Source organism: Kitasatospora sp. NPDC096147 (assembly GCF_044763225.1).
Taxonomy (GTDB): domain Bacteria; phylum Actinomycetota; class Actinomycetes; order Streptomycetales; family Streptomycetaceae; genus Kitasatospora.
This window is the reverse complement of sequence record NZ_JBIWFX010000005.1, coordinates 454,346-475,361: the sequence shown is the minus strand read 5'-3', so window position 1 is coordinate 475,361 and position 21,016 is coordinate 454,346. Positions and strand designations below refer to the sequence as shown.

The 21,016-nt window shown below is 73.1% G+C and carries 17 protein-coding genes and 1 tRNA gene; 9 read left to right on the top strand and 9 right to left on the bottom strand.

The features are described from left to right. Positions 1 to 16: 16 nt before the first annotated feature. Genes ACIRBX_RS19790 through ACIRBX_RS19775 form a run of 4 tightly spaced genes read left to right on the top strand, consistent with a single transcriptional unit; the run spans position 17 to position 4,085 of the window. A complete protein-coding gene (locus ACIRBX_RS19790; protein ID WP_402298318.1) occupies positions 17 to 1,801 on the top strand; it encodes an acyl-CoA dehydrogenase family protein in 1,785 nt (594 codons plus the stop codon). After that, positions 1,788 to 2,048 carry a hypothetical protein gene (locus ACIRBX_RS19785; protein WP_402298317.1) on the top strand — a complete coding sequence of 87 codons (261 nt, stop codon included), beginning with the start codon at positions 1,788 to 1,790 and terminating at the stop codon, positions 2,046 to 2,048. The genes ACIRBX_RS19790 and ACIRBX_RS19785 overlap by 14 nt, the downstream gene beginning before the upstream one ends. After that, the gene (locus ACIRBX_RS19780) at positions 2,045 to 2,749 is read left to right on the top strand and encodes a 4'-phosphopantetheinyl transferase family protein (protein ID WP_402298316.1); all 705 of its coding nucleotides are present in this window, start codon (positions 2,045 to 2,047) and stop codon (positions 2,747 to 2,749) included. Before ACIRBX_RS19785 ends, ACIRBX_RS19780 begins: the two co-directional genes overlap by 4 nt. Positions 2,750 to 2,789: 40 nt before the next feature. Further along, positions 2,790 to 4,085, top strand: a complete 1,296-nt coding sequence (locus tag ACIRBX_RS19775) for an NAD(P)/FAD-dependent oxidoreductase (RefSeq protein ID WP_402298315.1) — start codon at positions 2,790 to 2,792, stop codon at positions 4,083 to 4,085. Positions 4,086 to 4,088: 3 nt separating this feature from the next. On the opposite strand, the gene ACIRBX_RS19770 is transcribed toward ACIRBX_RS19775, so the two are convergent. Then, positions 4,089 to 4,721, bottom strand: coding sequence for a MerR family transcriptional regulator (locus ACIRBX_RS19770; protein WP_402298314.1), 633 nt, complete (start codon positions 4,719 to 4,721; stop codon positions 4,089 to 4,091). 87 nt (positions 4,722 to 4,808) lie between these two features. On the opposite strand from ACIRBX_RS19770, the gene ACIRBX_RS19765 reads away from it, so the two are divergent. Both ACIRBX_RS19765 and ACIRBX_RS19760 read left to right on the top strand, forming a co-directional pair. Continuing rightward, positions 4,809 to 5,255, top strand: a complete 447-nt coding sequence (locus tag ACIRBX_RS19765) for a DUF3291 domain-containing protein (protein WP_402298312.1) — start codon at positions 4,809 to 4,811, stop codon at positions 5,253 to 5,255. A 45-nt stretch (positions 5,256 to 5,300) separates the two neighbouring features. Beyond that, entirely contained in the window at positions 5,301 to 6,740 is a 1,440-nt protein-coding gene (locus tag ACIRBX_RS19760; RefSeq protein WP_402298310.1) for a DHA2 family efflux MFS transporter permease subunit, read from the top strand. A gap of 59 nt (positions 6,741 to 6,799) precedes the next feature. Here ACIRBX_RS19760 and ACIRBX_RS19755 read toward each other — a convergent pair whose 3' ends face one another. The 4 genes from ACIRBX_RS19755 to ACIRBX_RS19740 all read right to left on the bottom strand — a co-directional run bounded on the left by ACIRBX_RS19755 (position 6,800) and on the right by ACIRBX_RS19740 (position 11,552). Further along, positions 6,800 to 7,708 carry a hypothetical protein gene (locus tag ACIRBX_RS19755; RefSeq protein ID WP_402298308.1) on the bottom strand — a complete coding sequence of 303 codons (909 nt, stop codon included), beginning with the start codon at positions 7,706 to 7,708 and terminating at the stop codon, positions 6,800 to 6,802. Positions 7,709 to 7,783: 75 nt separating this feature from the next. Next, the gene (locus ACIRBX_RS19750; protein ID WP_402298306.1) at positions 7,784 to 8,695 is read right to left on the bottom strand and encodes a hypothetical protein; all 912 of its coding nucleotides are present in this window, start codon (positions 8,693 to 8,695) and stop codon (positions 7,784 to 7,786) included. Between the two features lie 76 nt (positions 8,696 to 8,771). Next, positions 8,772 to 10,589 (bottom strand): bifunctional metallophosphatase/5'-nucleotidase, encoded by a 1,818-nt coding sequence (locus tag ACIRBX_RS19745; protein ID WP_402298305.1) that lies wholly within the window; start codon positions 10,587 to 10,589, stop codon positions 8,772 to 8,774. Positions 10,590 to 10,883: 294 nt separating this feature from the next. Continuing rightward, positions 10,884 to 11,552: a LuxR C-terminal-related transcriptional regulator gene (locus ACIRBX_RS19740; RefSeq protein ID WP_402298303.1), complete on the bottom strand. Its 669-nt coding sequence runs from the start codon at positions 11,550 to 11,552 to the stop codon at positions 10,884 to 10,886. Between the two features lie 214 nt (positions 11,553 to 11,766). On the opposite strand from ACIRBX_RS19740, the gene ACIRBX_RS19735 reads away from it, so the two are divergent. Next, positions 11,767 to 14,637: a LuxR C-terminal-related transcriptional regulator gene (locus ACIRBX_RS19735; RefSeq protein ID WP_402298301.1), complete on the top strand. Its 2,871-nt coding sequence runs from the start codon at positions 11,767 to 11,769 to the stop codon at positions 14,635 to 14,637. A 394-nt stretch (positions 14,638 to 15,031) separates the two neighbouring features. On the opposite strand, the gene ACIRBX_RS19730 is transcribed toward ACIRBX_RS19735, so the two are convergent. The 3 genes from ACIRBX_RS19730 to ACIRBX_RS19720 are packed head-to-tail and all read right to left on the bottom strand — an operon-like array spanning position 15,032 to position 18,283. Continuing rightward, the gene (locus tag ACIRBX_RS19730) at positions 15,032 to 15,565 is read right to left on the bottom strand and encodes a hypothetical protein (RefSeq protein ID WP_402298299.1); all 534 of its coding nucleotides are present in this window, start codon (positions 15,563 to 15,565) and stop codon (positions 15,032 to 15,034) included. Next, a complete protein-coding gene (locus ACIRBX_RS19725; protein ID WP_402298297.1) occupies positions 15,552 to 17,180 on the bottom strand; it encodes a VWA domain-containing protein in 1,629 nt (542 codons plus the stop codon). Before ACIRBX_RS19725 ends, ACIRBX_RS19730 begins: the two co-directional genes overlap by 14 nt. Before the next feature lie 23 nt (positions 17,181 to 17,203). Continuing rightward, positions 17,204 to 18,283, bottom strand: coding sequence for a hypothetical protein (locus tag ACIRBX_RS19720; protein WP_402298295.1), 1,080 nt, complete (start codon positions 18,281 to 18,283; stop codon positions 17,204 to 17,206). Positions 18,284 to 18,542: 259 nt separating this feature from the next. On the opposite strand from ACIRBX_RS19720, the gene pyk reads away from it, so the two are divergent. Beyond that, on the top strand, positions 18,543 to 19,973 hold the full coding sequence (gene pyk / locus ACIRBX_RS19715; RefSeq protein WP_402298293.1) for a pyruvate kinase: 1,431 nt from the start codon (positions 18,543 to 18,545) through the stop codon (positions 19,971 to 19,973). 84 nt (positions 19,974 to 20,057) lie between these two features. On the opposite strand, the gene ACIRBX_RS19710 is transcribed toward pyk, so the two are convergent. After that, a tRNA-Leu gene (locus ACIRBX_RS19710) sits at positions 20,058 to 20,140 on the bottom strand. Positions 20,141 to 20,233: 93 nt separating this feature from the next. Here ACIRBX_RS19710 and ACIRBX_RS19705 point away from each other — a divergent pair. Next, a complete protein-coding gene (locus tag ACIRBX_RS19705; protein WP_402298291.1) occupies positions 20,234 to 20,887 on the top strand; it encodes an ANTAR domain-containing response regulator in 654 nt (217 codons plus the stop codon). Positions 20,888 to 21,016: the final 129 nt, after the last annotated feature.

Genomic DNA, 21,016 nt, shown 5'->3' with positions numbered 1-21,016 from the left:
CACAGGAGCGAACACCGTGCCGAAGGCAGACCTGACAGAGCTGGCCGCGCGGCTCGAAGAGCAGCTCGGCGACCCGCACGATCCCGACAGCAGCATGCCGTTCGAGCAGATCCTGGCCCACGACGAGCGGGAGGAGTTCCCCTACGCCTTCGTCAACCTGCTCCAGCGCTGGGGCGTGCACGAGTACGTGATCCCGGCGGCCCAGGGCGGCAAGGCGGGTGACGTCGAGGTCGGCTTCAACCTGCTGCGCCTGATCGCCCGCCGGGACCCGACCTCGGCCACCGCGCTGATGCTCACCAGCCTCAGCTTCATGCCCGCCTGGATCGCCGGGACGGAGGAGCAGAAGCAGTACGTCGTGGACCGGATGAAGCAGGGCACCAAGCTGGCCTGGGGCCTGTCGGAGCGTCACCACGGCAGCGACGTGCTGGCCAACGAGATGCGCGCCGAGAAGGTCGAGGGCGGCTACCTGCTCACGGGCGAGAAGTGGCTGATCGGCAACGCCACGGTGGCCGACGGGGTGAGCGTCTTCGCCCGGACCGACCCCAAGGGCGGCCCGGCCGGCTACTCGATCTTCCTGGTGGAGAAGCGCAACACCCCGGCCGGCTCGGTGGTCGAGCTGCCGAACGAGCGGCTGCACGGCCTGCGCGCCCTGGACATGAGCGGCGTGCGGCTGGACGGCGTCTTCGTGCCGGACTCGGCCCGGCTCGGGCACGAGGGCCAGGGCCTGGAGATCGCGCTGAAGAGCGCCCAGGTGGCCCGCACCACCATCGGCTCGATGGCGCTGGCCGCCGTCGACACCGCACTGCGGGTGACCCTGGACTTCACCGAGCAGCGCGAGATCTTCGGCAAGAAGGTCAGCGACATCCCGTACTCCCGGCGGCAGTTGACCGAGGTCTTCGCCGACCTGCTGATCGCCGACGCGGTCAGCCTGGGCGCGGTGCGCAGCCTCCAGCTGGTACCGGAGCAGACCAGCGTCTGGTCCTCCGTCGCCAAGTACTTCGTGCCGACCCTGCTGGAGCGCTCGATGGCCCAGCTGAACATCGTGCTCGGAGCCCGGCTCTACCTGCGCGCCCACCCGCACTACGGCATCTACCAGAAGATGCTCCGCGACCTGCTGGTGGCCATCTTCGCCGACGGCAACACGGTGGTGAACCTCAAGAACATCGCCCTCCAGCTGGACGGCCTGCTCGCCACCACCAAGGACCCGCAGGCCCGGTCCGAGGCCGAGCTGCGCACGCCGGTGCTCTACGGCATCGACCGCAAGCTGCCGCTCTACCGGCCGTGGGACCAGGAGCTGTTCAGCCGGGGCAAGGACGACGCGCTGCTCGGTGCGCCGGCCGCGCTGGACAGGCTGCGCGAGCTGGCCGCCGAGGCCAAGGGCGAGGAGCAGGGCTGGCTGGAGCGGGCCGCCGAGCTGGCCGGCGAGCTGCTGGGCCGGACCGACCGGCTGTACGCCGAGGCGACCAGCCTGCGGGCGGGCCTGGGCCGGGAGTACGGCCAGTCGGCCGAACTCTTCGACCTGGCCAAGCAGTACACCACCCTGCACGCCACCGCCGCCGTGGTGCACACCTTCGTCCATTCGCACGCCGCGCTGGACGACCCGCTGCCCAGCGGCGCCCTGCTGCTGCTCCAACTGGAGCGACTGGCCAGGGAGTTCGAGCCGCACCGGGTGGTCACCGGAGCCGTCGAGGTGGACGAGGTGATGCGGGTGCTGCGCCGGCTGCACCGTGGCAACCGGCTGTTCTCGTACTGGCAGTTCCCGCTCGCCGACCGGATCGGAGCCGACCGTGCCCAGAGCTGACCGCCGCACCGGAGCCCGGACCCCCGCCCGCGCCGAGACCCGGACCGCCGCCCGCACCGCCATCTGCCACGGCTGCCAGGGGGTCTTCGGCAAGGACGAGTTGGACCACACCCTGAAGGTCTGCGAGCCCTGCCGGACCGGCTTCCGGCAGTCCATGGACGAGTGGCTCAAGCGGCTGGTCGGGCTGGGCGCACTGACCGAGTCGGCCGAGCCGCGCCCGGCCGCCCCGTACCGGGCCAGGCCGTGACCACGGCGGCCGTCACCGCCGACGCCCACCTCTACCTGCTGCCCGAGCGCTCCGTCGAGGGCTTCGCCGAACTCCACGGCGGCACCGGCCTGCTGACCAGGGCCGAGCGGGAGAAGATGGCGCGCCAGCGGACCGACGGGGCCCGGCGGCGCTACCTGGGCGCCCGGGTGCTCTCCCGGTACGCGCTGAGTGCCCGGGACGGGCGCCCGGTGACCGACTGGCGGTTCGAGGTGGCCGCCTCCGGCCGGCCGGAGGCCGGGCCGGGCGGCCACGGCCTGCGGTTCAACCTCTCGCACACCGACGGCCTGGTGGCCTGCCTGGTCACCGAGGGCCGCACCTGCGGGGTGGACGTGGAGCCCACCCCGGCCCGGCCGGACGCGGTGACCCACCTGCCGCGCTGGTTCGCCCCCGCCGAGCGGGCGGCGCTGGCGCAGGCCCCGCACCGGGCCGAGGCGGTGGCCGCGTACTGGGTGCTCAAGGAGGCCTACCTCAAGGCCATCGGCACCGGCCTGCGCCGGGAGCTGGACGGCTTCGCGCTCAGTGCCCCCTGGCGGCCCCCCGTCCGCCTCCACGACCCGCTCCAACCACCGGGCGCCGACTGGAAGTTCGACCTGCTCCACCCCGCCCCCGGGTACGTGCTCGCCACCGCCGTCGCCGACGGCACGGCCGGCCGCCTGCACCAGACCTGGATCACCCCCTAGCCCACTGCCCGTCGTCAGTCAGCAGAAGAGGAACGCCGAGATGTCCAAGCCCCGTGTCGCCGTCGTCGGAGCCGGTGTGGCCGGCCTGTCCGCCGCCTACAAGCTGCGCGAGCACGCCGAGATCACGCTCTTCGAGGCGGAGGGCCGCCCCGGCGGCCACGCCAACACCATCGAGGTGGAGGACGAGGGCCGCACCCTCGGCATCGACACCGCCTTCGTGGTCTTCAACCAGCCCAGCTACCCCAACCTGAGCAAGTTCTTCGCCGAGCTGGGCGTGGAGTCCCGCCAGCACGCGGGCGGCTTCAACTTCTTCGACCTGGACAGCGGGCTCCAGTACGGCACCGCCGAGATGGCGCTGCCGGAGGAGGAGGTGACGAGCCGTTACGACGCCGAGTTCCAGACCATCTGGCGCGAGGCGCACCGCTTCCACCGGGAGGGCCGCAAGGACTTCCTGCGCAAGCGCACCGACATGCCGCTGGGCGAGTACCTGGACCGGGGCGGCTACAGCCAGGAGTTCCGCCACGGCTACGTGATCCTGCTCTGCACCGCCGTCTGGTCGGTGCCGGCCGAGCTGATCTGGGAGATGCCGGCCACCACCGTGATCGCCTTCTTCATGGCCCACGACGAGGGCGGCCTCGGCGGCCAGGGCGTGGACTGGCGCACGGTCAGCGGCGGTTCGATCTCCTACGTCCGCAAGGCGATCGCCGCGATCGGTCCCGAGCTGCGGCTGGCCGAGCCGGTCACCGGCATCCGCCAGGAGGAGGACGGCGTCACGATCGCCACCGGGCGTGCCGCCGAGCGCTTCGACCACGTGATCCTGGCGACCCACGGCGACACCGCCCGGGAGCTGCTGAGCAACCCCGACGACGTCCAGCGCCGCACCCTGGAGAAGATCCGCTACAACACCTCGCTGGCGGTGCTGCACACCGACCCCTCGGCGATGCCGGCCGACCGCAGCCGCTGGGACAACTGGAACTACGGCAAGGTGGCGGTGGACGGCGTCAGCCGCCCGTACGTGGCCTACTACATGAACCGGCTGCACGGCTTCGAGTCGTCCACCGACTACTTCGTCACCCTGGACTACCCGCGCGGGCTGCGCGAGGAGCTGGTGATCCGTGAACTCCCGTACTCCCACCCGGTCATCGACATCGACCTGCGCCGGCTCCAGCAGACCATCTACCAGGTGAACGAGGGCACCCGGGTGAAGCTGGCGGGCTCGTACTTCCACTCCAAGCAGCTCTACCACGACCAGATCGGCTCGCACGAGGCCGCGTTCTCCTCCGGCATGGAGGCGGCGGCCCAGCTGCTGAAGGAGCTGGGCCACCGCGACGCCTGACGGTCAGTCGACCGGGAGGCCGTACCGCTTGGCGGACTCGTTCTCCTGCGCCATCCGGCGCAGGGCGAGCAGCACGGGCTCCAGCAGGATGGTGAGCAGCACGGCGCGCTCCACCCGCTCCAAGGGGTCGGGCACGCCCTCCAGTTGGTCCAGGTCGAGGGCGGCGGTGCGTTCGGCCAGCTCGGCGTAGGGGAGCAGGGCCTGCCAGTCGGCCGGCAGGCCCAGCTCCCGGAGCGTGCCGAGGGTGTCGGTGACCACCGCGCGGGTAGGAGCCTTGTCGCTGATCTCCCAGCCCATGGCGGAGATCAACTCGTCTGCGGGGGAGGGTTCTTGCGGTCCGTCCTCGGACGGACCGGCATCGCCGGTCGGCACCGCGCCGACCGCCAGGCCGAGCAGGAAGTGGACGTCCGTCGAGTGCTCGTCCAACCCTCGGAGCACCTCCCGGGTGGTGGACACCGACAGGCCGCGCACGGTGACCAGTGCGCGGGCCAGCCGGAGCCGGCGGAGGTGGTGCTCGTCGTACTCCGCCTGGGTGGCGGAGGTGGCCACCCCGGCGGGCAGCAGTTCCTCCCGCAAGTAGTACTTGATGGTCGCCACCGGGACGCCGCTGCGGCGGCTCAGCTCCGAGATCCGCATCTTCTCCGCTCTCCACTGGAAATTAGGTAGCTGCACTGTCTAATATAGATAGTGCGACACTCCAATAGTGCACCGAAAGGCCGACGCATGCCCACGCTGCCCTGGACCACCCCGAACGCCCCTCGCCCGAACAGCCAGGTGCTGGTGATGGCCTCCCGGCTGGAGGTCCGGTCCCTCAAGGACGTGCCGCGCTTCTTCCTCAAGTCCCTGGCCACCTGGAAGCAGGTCAAGACCGCGCCCGGCGCGGTCGGCGCCTCGCTGATCGCCCAGCCGCTGAAGGGCGTCTTCTGGACGCTCTCGGCCTGGGAGGACCGGCAGTCGCTCTACGCCTACGCCAAGGCCGAACCGCACTACTCGATCATGACCTCGCTCCGTGCGGTGACCAAGACCTCCGTCTTCACCTTCTGGGACACCACCGCCGAGCAGCTGCCGATCACCTGGACCGACGCCCGGCACCGGCTCGCCGAGCAGCAGCGCACCGACGCCGCCGCTGCCGCCGAGTCCGCCGAGGGCGACGGCGAATCCGCCGCCTGACGGTCACCCTTCCCCAACATCCCCGCCCGACAAGGGAGATCCGCCATGTCCGCACCCGCCCCCGCCGGGCGCAAGGTACCGCTCTGGCTGTCGATCGTCGCGTGCAGCCTGCCGATGTTCATGGTGGCGCTGGACAACCTGGTGGTGTCCACCGCGCTGCACACCCTCGCGGTGGACCTGAAGGCCAGCACCCAGGACCTCCAGTGGTTCGTCAACGCCTACGTGCTGAGCTTCGCCTGCCTGCTGCTGACCGGTGCCGCGCTCGGTGACCGCTTCGGCCACCGCAAGGTCTTCGCGCTCGGCATCGTGCTCTTCACCCTCTCCTCGATCGGCTGCGGACTGGCCGACACCAGCGGCCAGCTGATCCTGGCCCGGGCGATCCAGGGCTTCGGCGCGGCGGCCGTCATGCCGCTCTCGCTGACCCTGCTGTCCAACGCGGTGCCGGAGAAGATGCGCAGCCTGGCGCTCGGCCTCTGGTCGGCCGTCAGCGGGCTGGCCATCGCGCTCGGCCCGGTGGTCGGCGGCGCGGTGGTGGAGGGTCTGGCCTGGGAGTGGATCTTCTGGATCAACATCCCGGTCGGCATCGTCGCCGTCCCGCTGGCTCTGATGGCGCTGCGCGAGAGCCGGGGCGAGAAGGCCAAGCTGGACCTGGTCGGCATGGTGCTGGCCACCGGCGGTCTGCTGGCGATGGTCTGGGGCATCGTCAACGGCAGCGAGGACGGCTGGACCGACACGAGGATCCTCGGCGCCTTCGCGGTCGCCGTGGTGCTGCTGGCCGCCTTCGTGGCCTGGGAGCGGCGGGCGCCGCACCCGCTGCTGCCGCTCGGCTTCTACCGGATCCGCGCCTTCACCCTGACCAACCTGGTCTCCGCCTCGATGTACTTCGGGGTCTTCGGCTCGATCTTCTTCCTCTCCCAGTACCTGCAGATCGCCCCGCCGCGCACCCCGCTGCACGCCGGCACCCTGACGCTGGCCTGGACGCTGATGCCGATGGTGATCGCGCCGATCGCCGGTGCGCTGACCGACAGGGTCGGCGGCGGGCGGCTGATGGCGCTGGGCCTCTTCCTCCAGGCCGGCGGTCTGGCCTGGATCAATCTGGCGGCCGGTCCGGACACCCCGTACTCCCGGCTGGTCGGCGCGATGCTGCTGGCCGGGGCGGGCATGGGCTTTGCGATCGCCCCGACGGCCGCCGTGGTGCTCGGCGCGGTCGGCCCGGAGCACCGGGGCAAGGCGTCCGGTGCCAACACCACCGTCCGGGAGATCGGCGGGGCGCTCGGCATCGCGGTGCTGAGCAGCGTCTTCACCGCCAACGGCAGCATGCGCAACGCGACCGAGTTCACCGACGGCCTGCACCCGGCGGTCTGGGTCGGCGTGGCGGTGGTGGTCCTCGGCGGTCTGGCCGCCCTGGCCATCCCGCGCCCGCCGAAGGCGGCGCCGGCCGAGACCGTGGAGGCCACCGAGGCCCCGGCCCCGGTCGCCGTCTGACCACACGTCACCACCAGTGCGGGGCCCGGGGAGCGTGCGACTCCCCGGGCCCCGCGCCGTCAGTGGGCCGGCCGGGGCGCGCCGGTGGCCAGGTCCAGCACCAGCCGGGCGTCCAGCGGCCTGGTCAGCCGCACGGCGACCGGCTCGCGGAGCAGGGCGGCGTCACAGCTCGCCGTGGTCCGCAGCGGCTCCAGCTGGGCCATCAGCACCACCACCCGGTCGGTCTCGTACGCCTCGGTGCCCACCACCTCCTCGCAGCCGCCGCGTCGGACCTCCCCGGTGACGGTCAGGCCGTCGGCCGAGACGGCCAGGAAGCCCACGCCCTGCCGCTCCCACTTCCCGGACGGGGTGCCGGCGGGGGGCTGTTGGGGGGCGACGGCCGGGAAGGCGAACGGCTCCTGGTAGCCCTCGACGGTGAACTCCCAGACGGGGACGGTGGCCTGGCCCCGACTGGTGGCCACGGTGCGGCTGCCCCGGGCGGCTCCGGTCACCTTCAGCGGCGGTTCGCAGGCCGGGCCGCACGGGTGCTTCCCCTCGGCGAGCCGGGCCAGCACCTCCGTCGGCGAGAGCATCGGCAGGGCCGCCCGCTGCCCGTACACCCAGACCACTTCGGCGGTGGCGTCGGCCGTCGGGAGGGCGACGACCGGCTCGAACAGACCACTGAGGTAGGCGACCTTGCCGCCCTTGGTGAACGCGTCGGAGGGCAGCCACTCCAGGTCCGCTGCCAGCGGGTGGTAGCCGGTCGACCAGGCCCGCTCGGCTTCCGACCCGGGCCACTCCCGGGCCACCTGTGCGGCCCGCTCCCGCAGCTCGGCCGCCACGGTCGGTGCGGGTAACGTGCCGACGGTGCTCCGGTGCCCGCCGGTGGCGTTCGACTGCCCGCCGGTGGTGCTCGGGTGCCCGCCGGTGGCGGTGCCGCAGCCGGCCAGCAGGAGAGCCGTCAGAGCGAGGCCGGTGAGTCGTCGCATGTCCATCATCTCCCGTGCCGGAAAGCGGAGTTGGTGGGACTCGGACGTGGCTCCGGCCCGTTCGGTTCCCGCCGCTCAGCCGACCGCTCCGACCCGCCGGGGCTCACCGGTCTCCAGGTCGAGCACCGTCCGGCCACCGAGCGGGCCGCGCAGGTGGACGGTGGCCGCGCCGCTCACCCGCTCGCCCGCGCAGTCCCCGCCGGGGTCGGTGGCCAGGAGGACGAACGGGACCACCGAGTCCTCCGTCTCGTAGGTCTCGCTGAGCACCACCCGGCGGCACGGCCCGAGGTCGACCGTGCCGGTGAGGGTGAGGCCGTCGTCGCCGGCGGTCCGGGCGCCGAAGGAGCCGACCGACAGGCCGGCCGGGGAGCCCGGCCAGCCGGCCGGCGGCAGCGGGCGGGCCCGGTCCTGCGCCCCCACGGCGGGCAGCGCGAACGGCTCGGCGTAACCCTCGACGGTGAACTCCCAGACCGGGACGGTGGCTTGGCCACGGCTGGTGCCGACCTCGCGGCGGCCGGCGCGGACCTCGCCGACCGGCAGCGGAGTGCAGTCCCCGTGGCAGGGGCCGGCCTGCCGGTTCCCGGCCAGGTCGAGCAGGCTCTCCCGGACGGAGCGCAGCGGGAGGCCGAGCGCGCTGCCGTCGCCCCAGCGGACCTCGGCGGCCGGTTCGCCGCCGGGCAGCCGCGCCGGGAGGGCGAAGGAGCCGCTCAGGTACCCGGCCTTCTCGTGCAGGCTCCGGAAGGCACCGGCCGGCAGCCACTCCGGGTTCGGGTCCAGCGGGTAGTAGCCGGTGCGCCAGGCGAGTCGGGCGGCCGAGTGCTCCCAGGCCCGCACCACCTCGGCCGCCCGGGCCCGGGCGGCCGAGGCGACCGGGTCCTCCGGCGCGGTGCTGCTCCGGCTGGGCGCCGGGTCGGGCCCGTCCGGCGCGGTGCAGCCGGCCAGCAGCAGCGCCGAGATGGCCGCCGCGGCGGCTCGTTTCGCCCTCATGTGCCGCTCCGGAACGCCGGGTCGGCGGCACCGAAGTCCGGTGCCGCCGACCCGAGGATGCCCGCCCGGGGCCGGATCAGAACAGCGGGACGCCGTTCCGGACCAGGCGCCAGGTGCCGCCGCCGAACTCGGCGGGGTCGATGCCGCCCTTGGCCTTCACCCAGGTGATCATCGTGTTGCGGATCTCCTCGGAGTTCGACCAGGCCACCGTGGCCTTGGCCACGTGCGGGAAGTTGCCGCCGCCGTTGGCCCGGTAGTTGTTGACCGCCAGCACGAACTGCTTCGCCGGGTCGACCGCCGCGCCCTCGAAGGAGAGGTTGACGATCCGGGAGCCGACTGGCTGGGTCAGGTCGATGTCGTAGGACAGGCCCCAGATCGAGTCGTAGTTGTAGTCCGGGGTGTTGTTCGCCTGGTTGGTCAGGGTGTCCAGGTCGACCGGGTCGTTCGGGCCGAGCTGGGCGAAGTACTTCGCGGAGTACTCCAGGTAGTCCTTGATCTGGGCACCCGTCAGGACCCGGGCCTCCAGGGTGTTCTCGTAGATGTAAAGCCCGGCGGCGTCCCGCAGCTTCACCGTGCCGGCCGGGATCACGGCGGTGCGGTTGAACGGCGCGGCCTGGGCCAGCACCGGCAGGGCGGCGTACGGGGTGCCCACCAGCGCGGCCTTCACGGTGTCCGCCTGCACCCGGCCGATCAGGTCGATGATCGGCACGTCCTTGAACCGGGCCTCGGCGATGGAGAGTTCGGCCTTGCTGGTGCCGATCACCTGGTTGACGTAGGCGACCGTCTTCCTGTGCTGGGCGTCGATCAGCCGGACCACCTCCCGGTCCTCCGGCACGGTGTTGGAGTTGAGCACCCGGGAGGTCACCGAGGTGACGGCCCACCGGCCGCGCTCGAACTCCACCTCGAAGTCGAAGCAGGTCAGCCGCTGGCCCCAGGCGAGCGGCTCGGAGAGCACCACGGTCTTCCCGGTCTCCCGGTTGGTCACCAGGCGCTGCGGGATCTCCTTGTGCGCGTGGCCGACCAGGATCGCGTCGATGCCGGGCACGGCGGCGGCCAGCTCGGCCGCCACGTTCTCGCCCCAGGGCAGCTGGTCGCCCCAGGAGCTGGGCTCGTCGGCCCCGGTGTGCGCGGCCACCACGACCACCTCGGCGCCGGCCGAGCGCAGCCGGGGCACGTACTTCTTGGCCTGCTCGACGATGCCCGGGAAGACCATCTGACCGGCCACGTTGGCCTTGTCCCAGATCGCGATGCCCGGGTTGGTCAGGCCCAGGATGCCGACCCGCAGCGCCCGGCCGTGGCCGAGGTGCAGCTCCTTGATCACGTAGGGCGGGAAGGCGGGCCGCTCGTTCTTCGCGTCCAGCGCGTTGGCACCGAGCAGCGGGAAGTCCAGCTGGCGCTCGAAGGCGCGGAGCAGCGGGATGCCGTAGTTGAACTCGTGGTTGCCCAGCGCGGCGGCGTCGTACCGCAGGGCGTTCATCGCCACGGCCATCGGGTGCTTGGGCGCCCGCTTGCCGGTGATCGGCTCGACCCGGGCGTAGTAGTAGGCGAGCTGGGTGCCCTGGATGGTGTCGCCGGCGTCGATCAGCAGGGTGCGCTCGCAGCCCTTCTCGGCCCGGATCTGCTTCACCAGGGTGGCGATCTTGGCGAGGCCGACGTCGTTGTGCGCCTTGTCGTCGTACTCGGCGTCGGTGAAGTAGTCCCAGTTCAGCACCCGGCCGTGCAGGTCGGTGGTGCCCATCACGGTGAACGTCTGCTTCTTCTTCTCCCGGCCGCGCTGCTCGGCGGGCGCGGCCGAGGCCTCGGTGGCGAGCGCCACCGGGAGGCCGCCGGTCAGGGCGGCACCGGCTGCGGTGACCGCCGTCCGGGCGACGAAGTCACGACGGTTCAGGGGCATGGAGGGCTCCAACGTGAACGGACGGGGCGTCAGCAGGCAGGCGGTGACGCGCGTAGAAGTCTGCACGCAAAACCCGGCCGGGAACACCCCCCAACACGTTTCCAACAGGTGAGTTCTGAGGGACCCCCACATGACGCCCACCGTGCGCCGGGCGCCGGTCCCGCCGTGACCGTCCGCCCCTACCTTCCGTGTACCCCCGGCCCGGGGTGGCTACCCCCGGGGCCGGGCCGGTGGGCGGAGCTGGCGCGGACGGGAAGTTCGGCGATATGTGTAGGCGTGCGACCGCATGGCGGTCTAGATGTAACCCTCGCGCAGGGCGTGGGCGACGGCGTGCGCGCGGTTGCGGAGATTGAGGCGGGTGGTCAGGCCGTGCAGGACGTTCTTGACGGTCCGTTCGGAGTAGGAGAGCCGGCCGGCGATCTCCCCGGTGTCCCAGCCCTCGGCGATCAGCCGGAGGATGTCGGACTCGCGCTCCGAGATGCCGGGCGGGGCGTAGCCGGGCAGGCCCTGGACGCTGCGTTGGAGCCGGCCCATCTGCGCGATCAGCCGGCCGAGCAGGTCGCCGGGCAGGTCGCCCTCGCCCCGGGCGGCGGCCAGCACGGCCTGCCCGAGGCGCTCGGCGGTCGCCTCGCGGCGGCGCAGGATCGCCGAGACGCCGCACTCCACCGCCTCCAGCAGATCGGCCTCCCGGATCTGGTCCACCACCAGCACCACCCGGCTGCTGTCCCGGTGCACCAGCCGCCGCATGGTGCCGGTGACGGCGGTGTCCACCGACTCCGCCACCACCACGGTGACCGTGCCGGGCCCGGCCTCGGCGACCACCTGGAGGTCGCTGCAGCCGCGCAGCTGGCTGGCGGCACCCGCGTAGGAGATCGGATCGGTCGCGTGGATCGCTACCTGGACCACGGCGGTGTGCCGCAGCGTTTCGTCGGCGAACTGGATCGTCACGGTGGCCTGCCTCATGCCTCGTCGGTGCCCTGACATGCGGGAACGACTGAGCCACGGCCCCTCCCGCCTGGACAACATGCTCACCGCGGGCAGGCCGGGGCGGCCATCGTGGTCCACCACGAGATCCGCCGGGTGAGACGAAGGTCACACGTTTTGGTGGTCGATCGGGGGGTCCGGCTCAGGGCGCCGACACGTGGAATGAACGGGACGGGCAGGAGGAGGCGGAGCGATGTACAGCGGTGGCACGGCAGCCGGGGCGGCAGCCACGGTGCCGGCCGGTCGGGCCGGGCGTCAGACGGTGCTGGCCGAGCGTCAGACGGTGCTGGCCGAGGCGGCCAGGCTGGCTGACCTGGCCAGGCACGGTGCGGGTCGGCTGCTGGTGATCACCGGGTCGAGCGGGATCGGCCGCAGCGCCCTGCTGGACGCGGTGGCCGCCCCGGAGGTCTCCTGGGGCATGACGGTGCGTCGGGCGGCCTGCGCCCCCGACGAGAGCGGCCACCCCCATGCGGTGGCCCGTCAGCTCAGCGGCCCCGGTCCGGAGTTCGGTCCGGACCAGGACGGCCGGGCTCCCTGGGAGCTGCTCCGGGAGACCGCGGTGCGGCGCCCGCTGCTGCTGCTGGTGGACGACGTGCAGCACGCCGACCGGGAGTCCGCCGACTGGCTGCGCCAGCTCGCCCGCCGGCTGCACCGCCTGCCGGTGCTGCTGGTGGTGACCGAGCGCCGGGACCCGGGGCCGACCGACCTGCTGCCCCCGTTCGGCGCCGGCCTGCCCGCCACCGTCCTGCAGAGCCGCCGGCTCGCCCCGCTCAGCCGGGCCGGCAGCGCCGAGCTGCTGGCCGGCCGGCTCGGCCGCCCGGTGTCGGAGAGCCTCGCGGAGGAGTGCCACCGGGCCACCGGCGGACTCCCGCTGCTGCTCACCGCCCTGACCTGCCCGGAGAGCCGCCCGCTCGGTGCCGCGCTCGGCCCGGTGCCGACCGGCGCCTTCCGCGAGGCGGTCGGCCACTGGCTGGCCGGCGTCGGCGAACCGGCCGCCACCACCGCCCGCACCATGGCCGAGCTCAGCGGCACCCGCACCGGCACGGTCACCCTGGCCGACCTGGTCGCCGCCCAACTGGCCCCGCCGGTCCGGCCGTACCAGCCGTACGGGCCGGCCGTGCCGGACCACGCCGGCGGGGCGGGCCACCCGGAGCTGCCCGACCACTCCGGCTGGCTGCCGGACTGGGTGCAGAGCCTGCGGGCCCTCGGCCTGCTGCTCCCCGGCCCGGCCGACGCGCTGCCCGAGTTCGCCCACCCCTGGCTGCCCGCCGCCCTGCTGGCCGGCTGGAGCGACCAGCGCCGGGCCGAGCTGCACCGCAGCGCGGCCACCCTGCTCTACGGTCGGGGCGAGCCGGACGGCGTGGTCGCCGAACAGCTGATGCGCACCGAGGTGTGCGGCGCCGAGTGGGCCGCCGACGTCCTGATCGGCACCGCCCGGCAGGCCCAGCGCGAGGGCGGCCGGGAGTACGCCGTCCGGCTGCTGCGACGGGCCCTGCGGGAGCCGCTCAGCCAGTGCCGCCGGGGCACCGTGCTGGTCGAACTCGGCTGCCTGGAAGTGACCTTGGGCCCGCCCGAGTCGGTCAACGGCACCCGCCACCTGGCCGAGGCGGTCCGGCTGCACCAGTCCGACGAGGCGGTCTTCGAGGCCGCCAACGCGCTCGGTGTGGCGCTGGCCGGCCGGGGCGAGACGGCCGCCGCGCTGGACGTGCTGGAGGACCTGGCCGAGCGGTTCGCCGACCGGGCCGACCTGGCGCACGCCGTGCACGCCGCCACCGCGCTGATCGCCTCCCACGACGGGGACAGCTGGATCCAGGTGGTGGAGGGGGTGCGCCGGATCGAGGCCCGCTCGGCCACCGGGGTGGCACCGGCCGCCTACGGGCTGCTGACCGAGTTCGACGCCACCAGCGGACGGCTGTCCGCCGCCGAAGTCTCCCGCCGGGTGGTCGAGTTGACCGCCCAGCCGCAGGACAGCTTCTCCGCCAGCTACCTGACCGCCTCCGCCGCCACGCTGGCCCAGTGGGCCGACCGGCTGGACCTGGCCGACCGGCTGGTGGCCGAGGGCCTGACCGCGCACCGGGGCGCCAAGCTGCACCCGGCCTACCAGTGCCTGCTCAGCGTGCGGGCCGAGAGCCGGGTGATGCGGGGTCAGTTCACCCTGCTGCTGCAGGAGTTGGCCGCCGCCTCGGACCAGCGCGGCGTGCTCAGCCTGGGCAATGCGCACCTCACCTCGCAGGCGGTGATCGCCCTGGCGGAGACCGGCCACCCGGTCCAGGCCCGGCAGCTGGTCGCGGCCGGCTTCGAGGACAGCCCGCCGAGCGGCCCGTCCTCCTGGGAGATGAACGAACTCGTCTACGCCCGGGGCCTGCTGCACCTCGCCGACGGCCGGGTCACCGAGGCGCTGGCCGATCTGCTGGACTGCGGCCGGCGCCAGTTGGAGCGGCAGGTGCTCAGCCCGATCGTCACCCCCTGGCGGTCGGCCGCCGCCGACTGCCACCTGCTGCTCGGCCAGGTCGGCCCGGCGGCCGAGCTGGCCGCCGAGGAGCTCCGGCTGGCCCGGGTCTGGGACACCCCGCGCACCGTCGGCCGGGCCCTGCGGGTGCACGGTGCCGCCACCGGCGGACGGCAGGGGCTGGCCACCGTGCAGGAGGCGGTGCAGCTGCTGCGGGCGGACGGGCTGGACGTCGAACTGATCCCGGCGCTGACCACGCTCGGCCGGCTGCTCGGCGGCAGCGGGCAGCGGGCGGCTGCCCGGGAGGCCCTCCGCGAGGCGGTCAGCCGGGCAGAGCGGATCGGTGCGGTCCGGCTGCGCGGCGTGGCCGCCGATCTGCTGCTGGCCTCCGGCGCCAAGCCCGACCGGCAGCGGCAGACCGGCGCCGGCGCGCTGACCGCCGGTGAGCAGCGGGTCTGCCGGCTGGCCGTCGAGGGCAACTCCAACCCGGAGATCGCCGAGCTGCTGCACCTGGCGCTGCGCACGGTCGAGACCCATCTGACCAACAGTTTCCGGAAGTTGGGCATCCGGCGCCGGGCCGAGCTGGCGGGGGTGCTGGAGGCGCCGGAGGGGTGAGCGGGCGCACGGACGTCCGGGGGAGGGGACCGTCGGCACCGGCGGATGCGGCGGGGCGGCGGTCACCTGGGGTGGTCCTCTCCGGTCGGCTGGTCGAGGTCCAGCCTGCGGGAGTGACGGGAGTGACAACAGGGCCGGACGGTCACCGTCGGGGGACGAACCAGGTGTCCGCGAGGGCAGCCGGAACGCCCGCCGGCCCGGACGCGGGTGCGTCAGGGCCGGGTTGACGGTGCCTCAGCCGGGGCCCGGGCACCGCGCGGGCAGCCGTCCGGGTGGCGTACCGGCGGTGCCGGCAGCCCTCCGGCCACGCTCCCGGCCGGGCATCGGGTCACGGCCCCGGCCGGGCTTCGGTGCGGGCCCGGGGTGCTGCCGGGAGCACCCCGGGGGTGTCGGGTCAGAGCAGGCTGCCGAGCCGCTCCAGCTCCGCCTTGAGGGCGGCGGCCGGGTCGACCTCGCCGGGCACCAGGGTCTCCCAGCTGCGAGCCCGCACGTAGCCGTCCAAGGCGAGCGGAAGCTCCCGGTCGAGGACCGCCCGGGCCTGCCCCTCCTCCGCCCGCTCCAGCGCCGCGAACAGTCCCTCCGCGTCCACCGAGCTCGGCAGCCCGATGGCCGCCGACCGCTCCCGGAGCTCCGCGAGCTCCGCCCGCAGTGCGGCGGGCAGCTTCCGGCGTGGTGGCGGGGGTGCCGGCGGCAGTACCGGCTCACCGGGCCGGCCGGCACCGATCGGGTCCGGTCCCTCGGGGCGCTCCCAGGGCCACCGATTCGGCCCGAGCAGCGCCCCCGCCCCGTACAGCCCGGCGATCACGGCCGGCCACCACGGGCCGGCCGCCCCCGCGAAGTACAGCGCGAGGCCCCCGGTGCCCGCCACGCAGCCGATCACGTTGCGCGGCGACTCCAGGTAGCCCCACAGCCGGTCACTGATACCCACGGATCTCCTCGAACGCCCCGTCCAGCGAGCCCCGTCCGTCGAACAGCTTCCCGCCGGTCAGGTCCGCGATGCCCTGGAGCTGCCCCTTCGCGGCGTCGCCGAACAGGATCGGGAAGACCGGCACCGCCCGTGCGCCTCCGGACAGCGAGCCGTACCAGGCGCGGAAGTCCTGGTCCTTGAGGCCCTCGTTGCTCTCCCCGTCCGTCATCACCACGATCGAGGTGAAGCGGTCGTCCCCGGCCGCCGCCTGCTGACGGCCCACCAGCTCGAAGGCGGCCTTCAGGCTGCTGTACACGGCCGTGCCGCCGTCCGCCCCCATCGCCTGCACCTCCTGCTGGATCCGGGCCAGCTCGGCGTCCGGCGGCCCGGCCGGGATGCGGTAGGTCCGCTCGGACTTCACCGACGAGGCGAACTCCACCACCGTCACCTCCTCGCGCTGGCGGAACCGCCGCTGGCCGCGCGGGTCCTGGGCCCCCGTCAGCCGGCCCATCGCCGCCTTCAGCGCGTCCAGCCGCTGCCCCTTCATGGAGCCCGAGGTGTCCAGCACGTAGACCGTCCGGGACGGCCGGCGCAGCTCGTTCTGGTACGCCGTCAGCAGCCCGTCCGCCACCGCCCGGTTGCCCGGGAAGGGCAGCTCCCTGCGCCGGTCGGCCGCCAGCCCGGCGGCCGGGGCGACCCCGGCGGTCACCGGCCGGCGCAGGGTCTCCTCGGTGATCCGCTGCTGGGTCTTCGCCTCCAGCAGGTAGCGGCCCAGCCGCTGGAAGGAGTCCTGGGCGGGCTTGCCGGCCGAGGCCAGCAGGGTGAGCGGGTAGTCCGCTGACACCACGCCGTCCACCGGCCGGACCACGGTCAGCCGGTCCTCGGCCGGCAGGGTGCGGTTCAGCGAGAGCAGCACCGACTCGTAGTTCACCAGGGCGCCGACCTTGCCCTCGTTCTGCTTGGCGGCCTTCTGGTACGCCTCCGCGAGCCAGCCGGAGGAGCCGGAGGTGAGCTTCTGGCCGGTGAAGAACTGCTTCAACTGCGGTGCGGCCTTGGCCACGTCGGCGTCGGTCAGCGCCGAGCCGGCCCCGGAGAACGCCGAGGCCACCGCGACCAGCGCGGAGAAGCCGGAGTTCGAGCGGGACGGGTCGGCCATCCCGTAGCTCAGCTTCCCGGCCGCCGCCGCCTCGCCGATCTTCTGCCAGGTGACCTGCGAGCCGTCCCCCCAGCCGAGCTCGCTCAGCATGGTGGCCCGCACCCCGACCGCCACCGGGGTGGTCATCACCGGCGTCTCGGAGAGCAGCTTGCCCTTGCCGGTGTCGTCCAGCCGGAGGTAGTGGTTGGACGGGAACCAGAGCGCGTCGTACTTCCCGTCCGCCTGCCCGGTGGCGACGGTGTCGGCGCCGTCCAGCGAGCCGGTCCAGGTGAACTCCACCCGGACCCCGGTGGCCGTCTTCGCGTCGGCCAGCACCGGTGCCATGTCCTGGAGTTCACTGCCCGCCAGCACCCGCAGCACGCCGTCCTTCGGCTGCTCCGGCCCGCCGCCCCCGCCGCCGCTCCCGCCGCCGCCCTCGCTCGTGCAGCCCGCCAGTGCCAGCGCCAGCGCCAGCACGCCGGGTGTGATCCTGCGCAGCACTCCTGCCCCCCTCGTCATGCCCGTCACGACTTCGCCTTGGCGGCGGTCACCAGCTCGTTCAGCACCTGGACCGTCGGCGGCTGCGCCTGGACGATCCCGGCCTCGGTCAGGCTCTTGGCGAACTGCGCCGTGCCCTGCTCCTTGAAGGCGTTGACGAACGCCTCCGGGCGGGCCTGCGGGCGGAACCCGTGGGTCGCCGCGAGCGCGGTCAACTTCGGATCGTCCCTGAGCAGTTCGGCGATCTTCCAGCCGTCCGACGTCAATCCGAGCGCGGTGTGGTCACTCGAAACGGTGGTGTCCGGGTAGAGCACCACCAGGTCCTTCACGGTGGTCCCCTGGATCGCCATGGCGGCGACCTGGGACTCGTACACCAGCACCAGCGGCCGGCCGACCCCGCTCAGGAAGTCCTTGAACGGGCCGTCCGAACTGGTCTTCTGGTCGCCCTGCTTGGCGGTCAGCTTGTTCAGCAGCGGGCCGACCTTCTGCTGCCCGGCGCTGTCCGCGACCACCCGGTCGCCGTTCTCCAGGTAGGCGGCGGCGGCCAGGTAGAGCGCGCCCGAGGAGGAGGTGGCCGGGTCGGTGCTGGTGGCGATCAGGTCGCCGCGCAGCTCCGGGCTGCCGTCCACGCCCTTCAGGTCGGTCCAGCGCCGGTCCGCCTTCACCGCGTTGAGGTAGCCGCGCATGTCCAGGGTCCAGACCCGGCCGTCCTTCCTGGTCGCCAGCTGGTTCTCCAGCAGCACCTGGGCGGTCCGCTCGTTCGCGATCATCACCAGCGGCGAGTAGAACGGCCGGACCGGTTCGGTGCTGATGCCGCGCTTCTGGGCCACCTCCTCGGCCGGCCCCCGGCTGGCCGGGAAGACCATCCCGTAGCCGTCCAGGTTCGTACTGGCCATCGACCAGGAACCGATGGTCTGGCTCCTCACGTCGAAGCCCTTGGCCCGGAACTCCTCGGCCACCGCCGGGTCGTTGAAGAACTCCGCCTTCTCCGACCCGATCAGGATCCGCACCTCGGTCAGCTTCGGCCCGCCCTCCGGCCGGAGCACCGCGTACGCCACCCCGCCCAGCAGCACCAGCGCCGCAAGCACGCCGATGACTCGTCTCATCGCCAACCCTTCCCCCACCAGCGGCACTTCAGGACCTTGAGATTCCCGCCCGGCCGGGTGTACTGCCCGAACCGGAGGTGAACCAGGGGTGAACAAGCCTTCACGGAACCGCATCGGCTCCGGGTGTCAGGACCAACTCGTCGCCACGGCAGGCGAACTAACGCCGTGTCACGTCGTTCACCGAATCGTTCGACAACTGCCACGACGGAGTCGGCCGGAAGGTCTAAGTTACGTACCGGTAATGCCTAGGCTCTCAGCCATGCGCCGAGCAAAAATCGTCTGTACCCTCGGGCCCGCCGCCGATTCGTACGAGCAGATCAAGGCCCTGGTCGACGCCGGTATGGACGTCGCCCGTTTCAATCTCAGTCATGGCTCCCAGTCCGAGCACGAGGAGCGCTACCGCCGGGTCCGCAAGGCGGCCCGGGAGACCGGCCGCAGCGTCGGGGTCCTGGTCGACCTCCAAGGTCCGAAGATCCGCCTGGGCACCTTCGCCGAAGGGCCCGTACTCCTCGAACGCGGCGACGAGTTCACCATCTCCGTCGAGGACGGGGTGGTCGGCGACCGCGACACCTGCGGCACCACCTACCCCGGGCTGGCCGACGACGTCCGGCCCGGTGAACGCGTCCTGGTCGACGACGGCCGGGTCTGCCTGGAGGTCGCCTCGGTCGACGGCCCCCGGATCCGCTGCACCGTCGTCGAGGGCGGTCTGATCTCCGACCACAAGGGTCTCAACCTCCCCGGCATCGCCGTGTCGGTCCCCGCGCTCAGCGACAAGGACGTCGCCGACCTGCGCTGGGCCCTGCGGACCGGGGCCGACATCATCGCCCTCTCCTTCGTGCGGAGCGGGGCCGACGCCGAGGACGTCCGGCGGATCATGGCGGAGGAGGGCCGGGTCGTGCCGGTCATCGCCAAGATCGAGAAGCCGCAGGCGGTGGAGAACCTCGAGTCCATCGTGGACGCCTTCGACGGCCTGATGGTCGCCCGCGGCGACCTCGGGGTCGAAATGCCGCTGGAGGACGTGCCGTTGGTCCAGAAGCGGGCCGTCAAGCTGGCCAAGCGGAACGCTAAGCCGGTGATCGTGGCGACCCAGATGCTGGACTCGATGATCAACGCCTCCCGGCCCACCCGGGCCGAGGCCTCCGACGTGGCCAACGCGGTGCTGGACGGCACCGACGCGGTGATGCTCTCCGGGGAGACCTCGGTCGGCAAGTACCCGGTGGAGACCGTCCGCACCATGGCCCGGATCATCAGCGCCGTCGAGGAGGACGTGCTGGCGGCCGGCCTGCCGCCGCTCACCGAGTCGAACAAGCCGCGCACCCAGGGCGGCGCCGTCGCCCGCGCGGCGGCCGAGATCGGTGACTTCCTCGGGGCCAAGTACCTGATCGCCTTCACCCAGTCCGGCGACACCGCGCGCCGGCTGACCCGCTACCGCTCGCCCATCCCGGTCATCGCCTTCACCTACGAGCCGGCCGTCCAGGGGCAGCTGGCCCTCACCTGGGGCGCCGAGAGCTTCCTCGGCCCGTTCGCCCCCACCACCGACGAGATGGTGGCCCAGGTGGACGCGGCGCTGCTCTCGCTCGGGCACTGCGCGAAGGGGGACATCGTGGTCATCACGGCGGGCTCCCCGCCCGGCCTGGCCGGCTCCACCAACCTCGTCCGGGTGCACCACGTGGGCGAGCTCGACAACTGACGACGGGAACGACAGCGGGGCGCGGCCGTCCGGCCGCGCCCCGCTGTCGTCACCCGAGGGGCCCGTCGGACGGGCCGTCAGCAGTGCCGGGTGCGGGATTCGAACCCGCAAGCCCTTTCGGGCAGATGTGTTTGAGACATCCGTGTATGCCATTCCACCAACCCGGCGAGGGTGAGCGCTCAGAAGGATACCCTGTGCGCGCCGTCCGGTGCAGCTAGGTAGGCTCGTGGGTGCAGCACCCCGCCGGAACGAGGAGCCCCGTGAGCACCGCCGACGAGCAGGCACAGCCGCTTGACACCGACTCGCCCCAGATCACCCGCATTGTCATCGCCGAGGACGAGGCGCTGATCCGCCTCGACCTCAAGGAGATGCTCGAGGAGGAGGGCTACACCGTCGTCGGTGAGGCCGGGGACGGCGCGACCGCCGTGAAGCTGGTCGAGGAGCTCAGGCCGGACCTGGCCATCCTGGACGTCAAGATGCCGGTGCTGGACGGGCTGTCCGCCGCCGAGCAGATCCACCAGGCGCACCTGGCGCCGGTGCTGATGCTGACCGCGTTCTCCCAGCGCGAGCTGGTGGACCGGGCCCGGGACGCCGGCGCTATGGCGTACATCGTGAAGCCGTTCAGCAAGAGCGACCTGGTGCCCGCGATCGAGATGGCCGTCTCGCGCTACACCGAGATGCGCACGCTGGAGGAGGAGATCGCCGACCTCACCCAGCGGCTGGAGACCCGCAAGCTGGTGGACCGGGCGAAGAGCGTCCTGCAGACCAAGTTCGGCCTCAACGAGCCGGCCGCGTTCCGCTGGATCCAGAAGACCTCGATGGACCGCCGGATGACCATGGCCGCGGTGGCCGAGGCGGTCATCGAGGAGGGCCACGCCCAGGACAAGAAGAAGGCCGAGGCGGCCGAGGACTGACCGGCGCGGCGGGGGGGGGGGGGGGGGCCCCCGGGGGGGCCCCCCCCCCCCCCCCCCCCCGGGGGGGGGGGGGGGCGGGCCCCCCCCCCCCCGCCCCCCCGCCCCCCCCCCGCCCCCCGGCCCCCCCCG

What these genes read in the sequence shown, in the direction of transcription:
- ACIRBX_RS19775 (WP_402298315.1), top strand. Translation starts at nt 2,790, where the DNA reads ATGTCCAAGCCCCGTGTCGCCGTCGTCGGAGCCGGTGTGGCCGGCCTG.
- ACIRBX_RS19770 (WP_402298314.1), bottom strand. Translation starts at nt 4,721, where the DNA reads ATGCGGATCTCGGAGCTGAGCCGCCGCAGCGGCGTCCCGGTGGCGACC.
- ACIRBX_RS19765 (WP_402298312.1), top strand. Translation starts at nt 4,809, where the DNA reads ATGCCCACGCTGCCCTGGACCACCCCGAACGCCCCTCGCCCGAACAGC.
- ACIRBX_RS19760 (WP_402298310.1), top strand. Translation starts at nt 5,301, where the DNA reads ATGTCCGCACCCGCCCCCGCCGGGCGCAAGGTACCGCTCTGGCTGTCG.
- ACIRBX_RS19755 (WP_402298308.1), bottom strand. Translation starts at nt 7,708, where the DNA reads ATGCGACGACTCACCGGCCTCGCTCTGACGGCTCTCCTGCTGGCCGGC.
- ACIRBX_RS19750 (WP_402298306.1), bottom strand. Translation starts at nt 8,695, where the DNA reads ATGAGGGCGAAACGAGCCGCCGCGGCGGCCATCTCGGCGCTGCTGCTG.
- ACIRBX_RS19745 (WP_402298305.1), bottom strand. Translation starts at nt 10,589, where the DNA reads ATGCCCCTGAACCGTCGTGACTTCGTCGCCCGGACGGCGGTCACCGCA.
- ACIRBX_RS19740 (WP_402298303.1), bottom strand. Translation starts at nt 11,552, where the DNA reads ATGAGGCAGGCCACCGTGACGATCCAGTTCGCCGACGAAACGCTGCGG.
- ACIRBX_RS19735 (WP_402298301.1), top strand. Translation starts at nt 11,767, where the DNA reads ATGTACAGCGGTGGCACGGCAGCCGGGGCGGCAGCCACGGTGCCGGCC.
- ACIRBX_RS19720 (WP_402298295.1), bottom strand. Translation starts at nt 18,283, where the DNA reads ATGAGACGAGTCATCGGCGTGCTTGCGGCGCTGGTGCTGCTGGGCGGG.
- pyk (WP_402298293.1), top strand. Translation starts at nt 18,543, where the DNA reads ATGCGCCGAGCAAAAATCGTCTGTACCCTCGGGCCCGCCGCCGATTCG.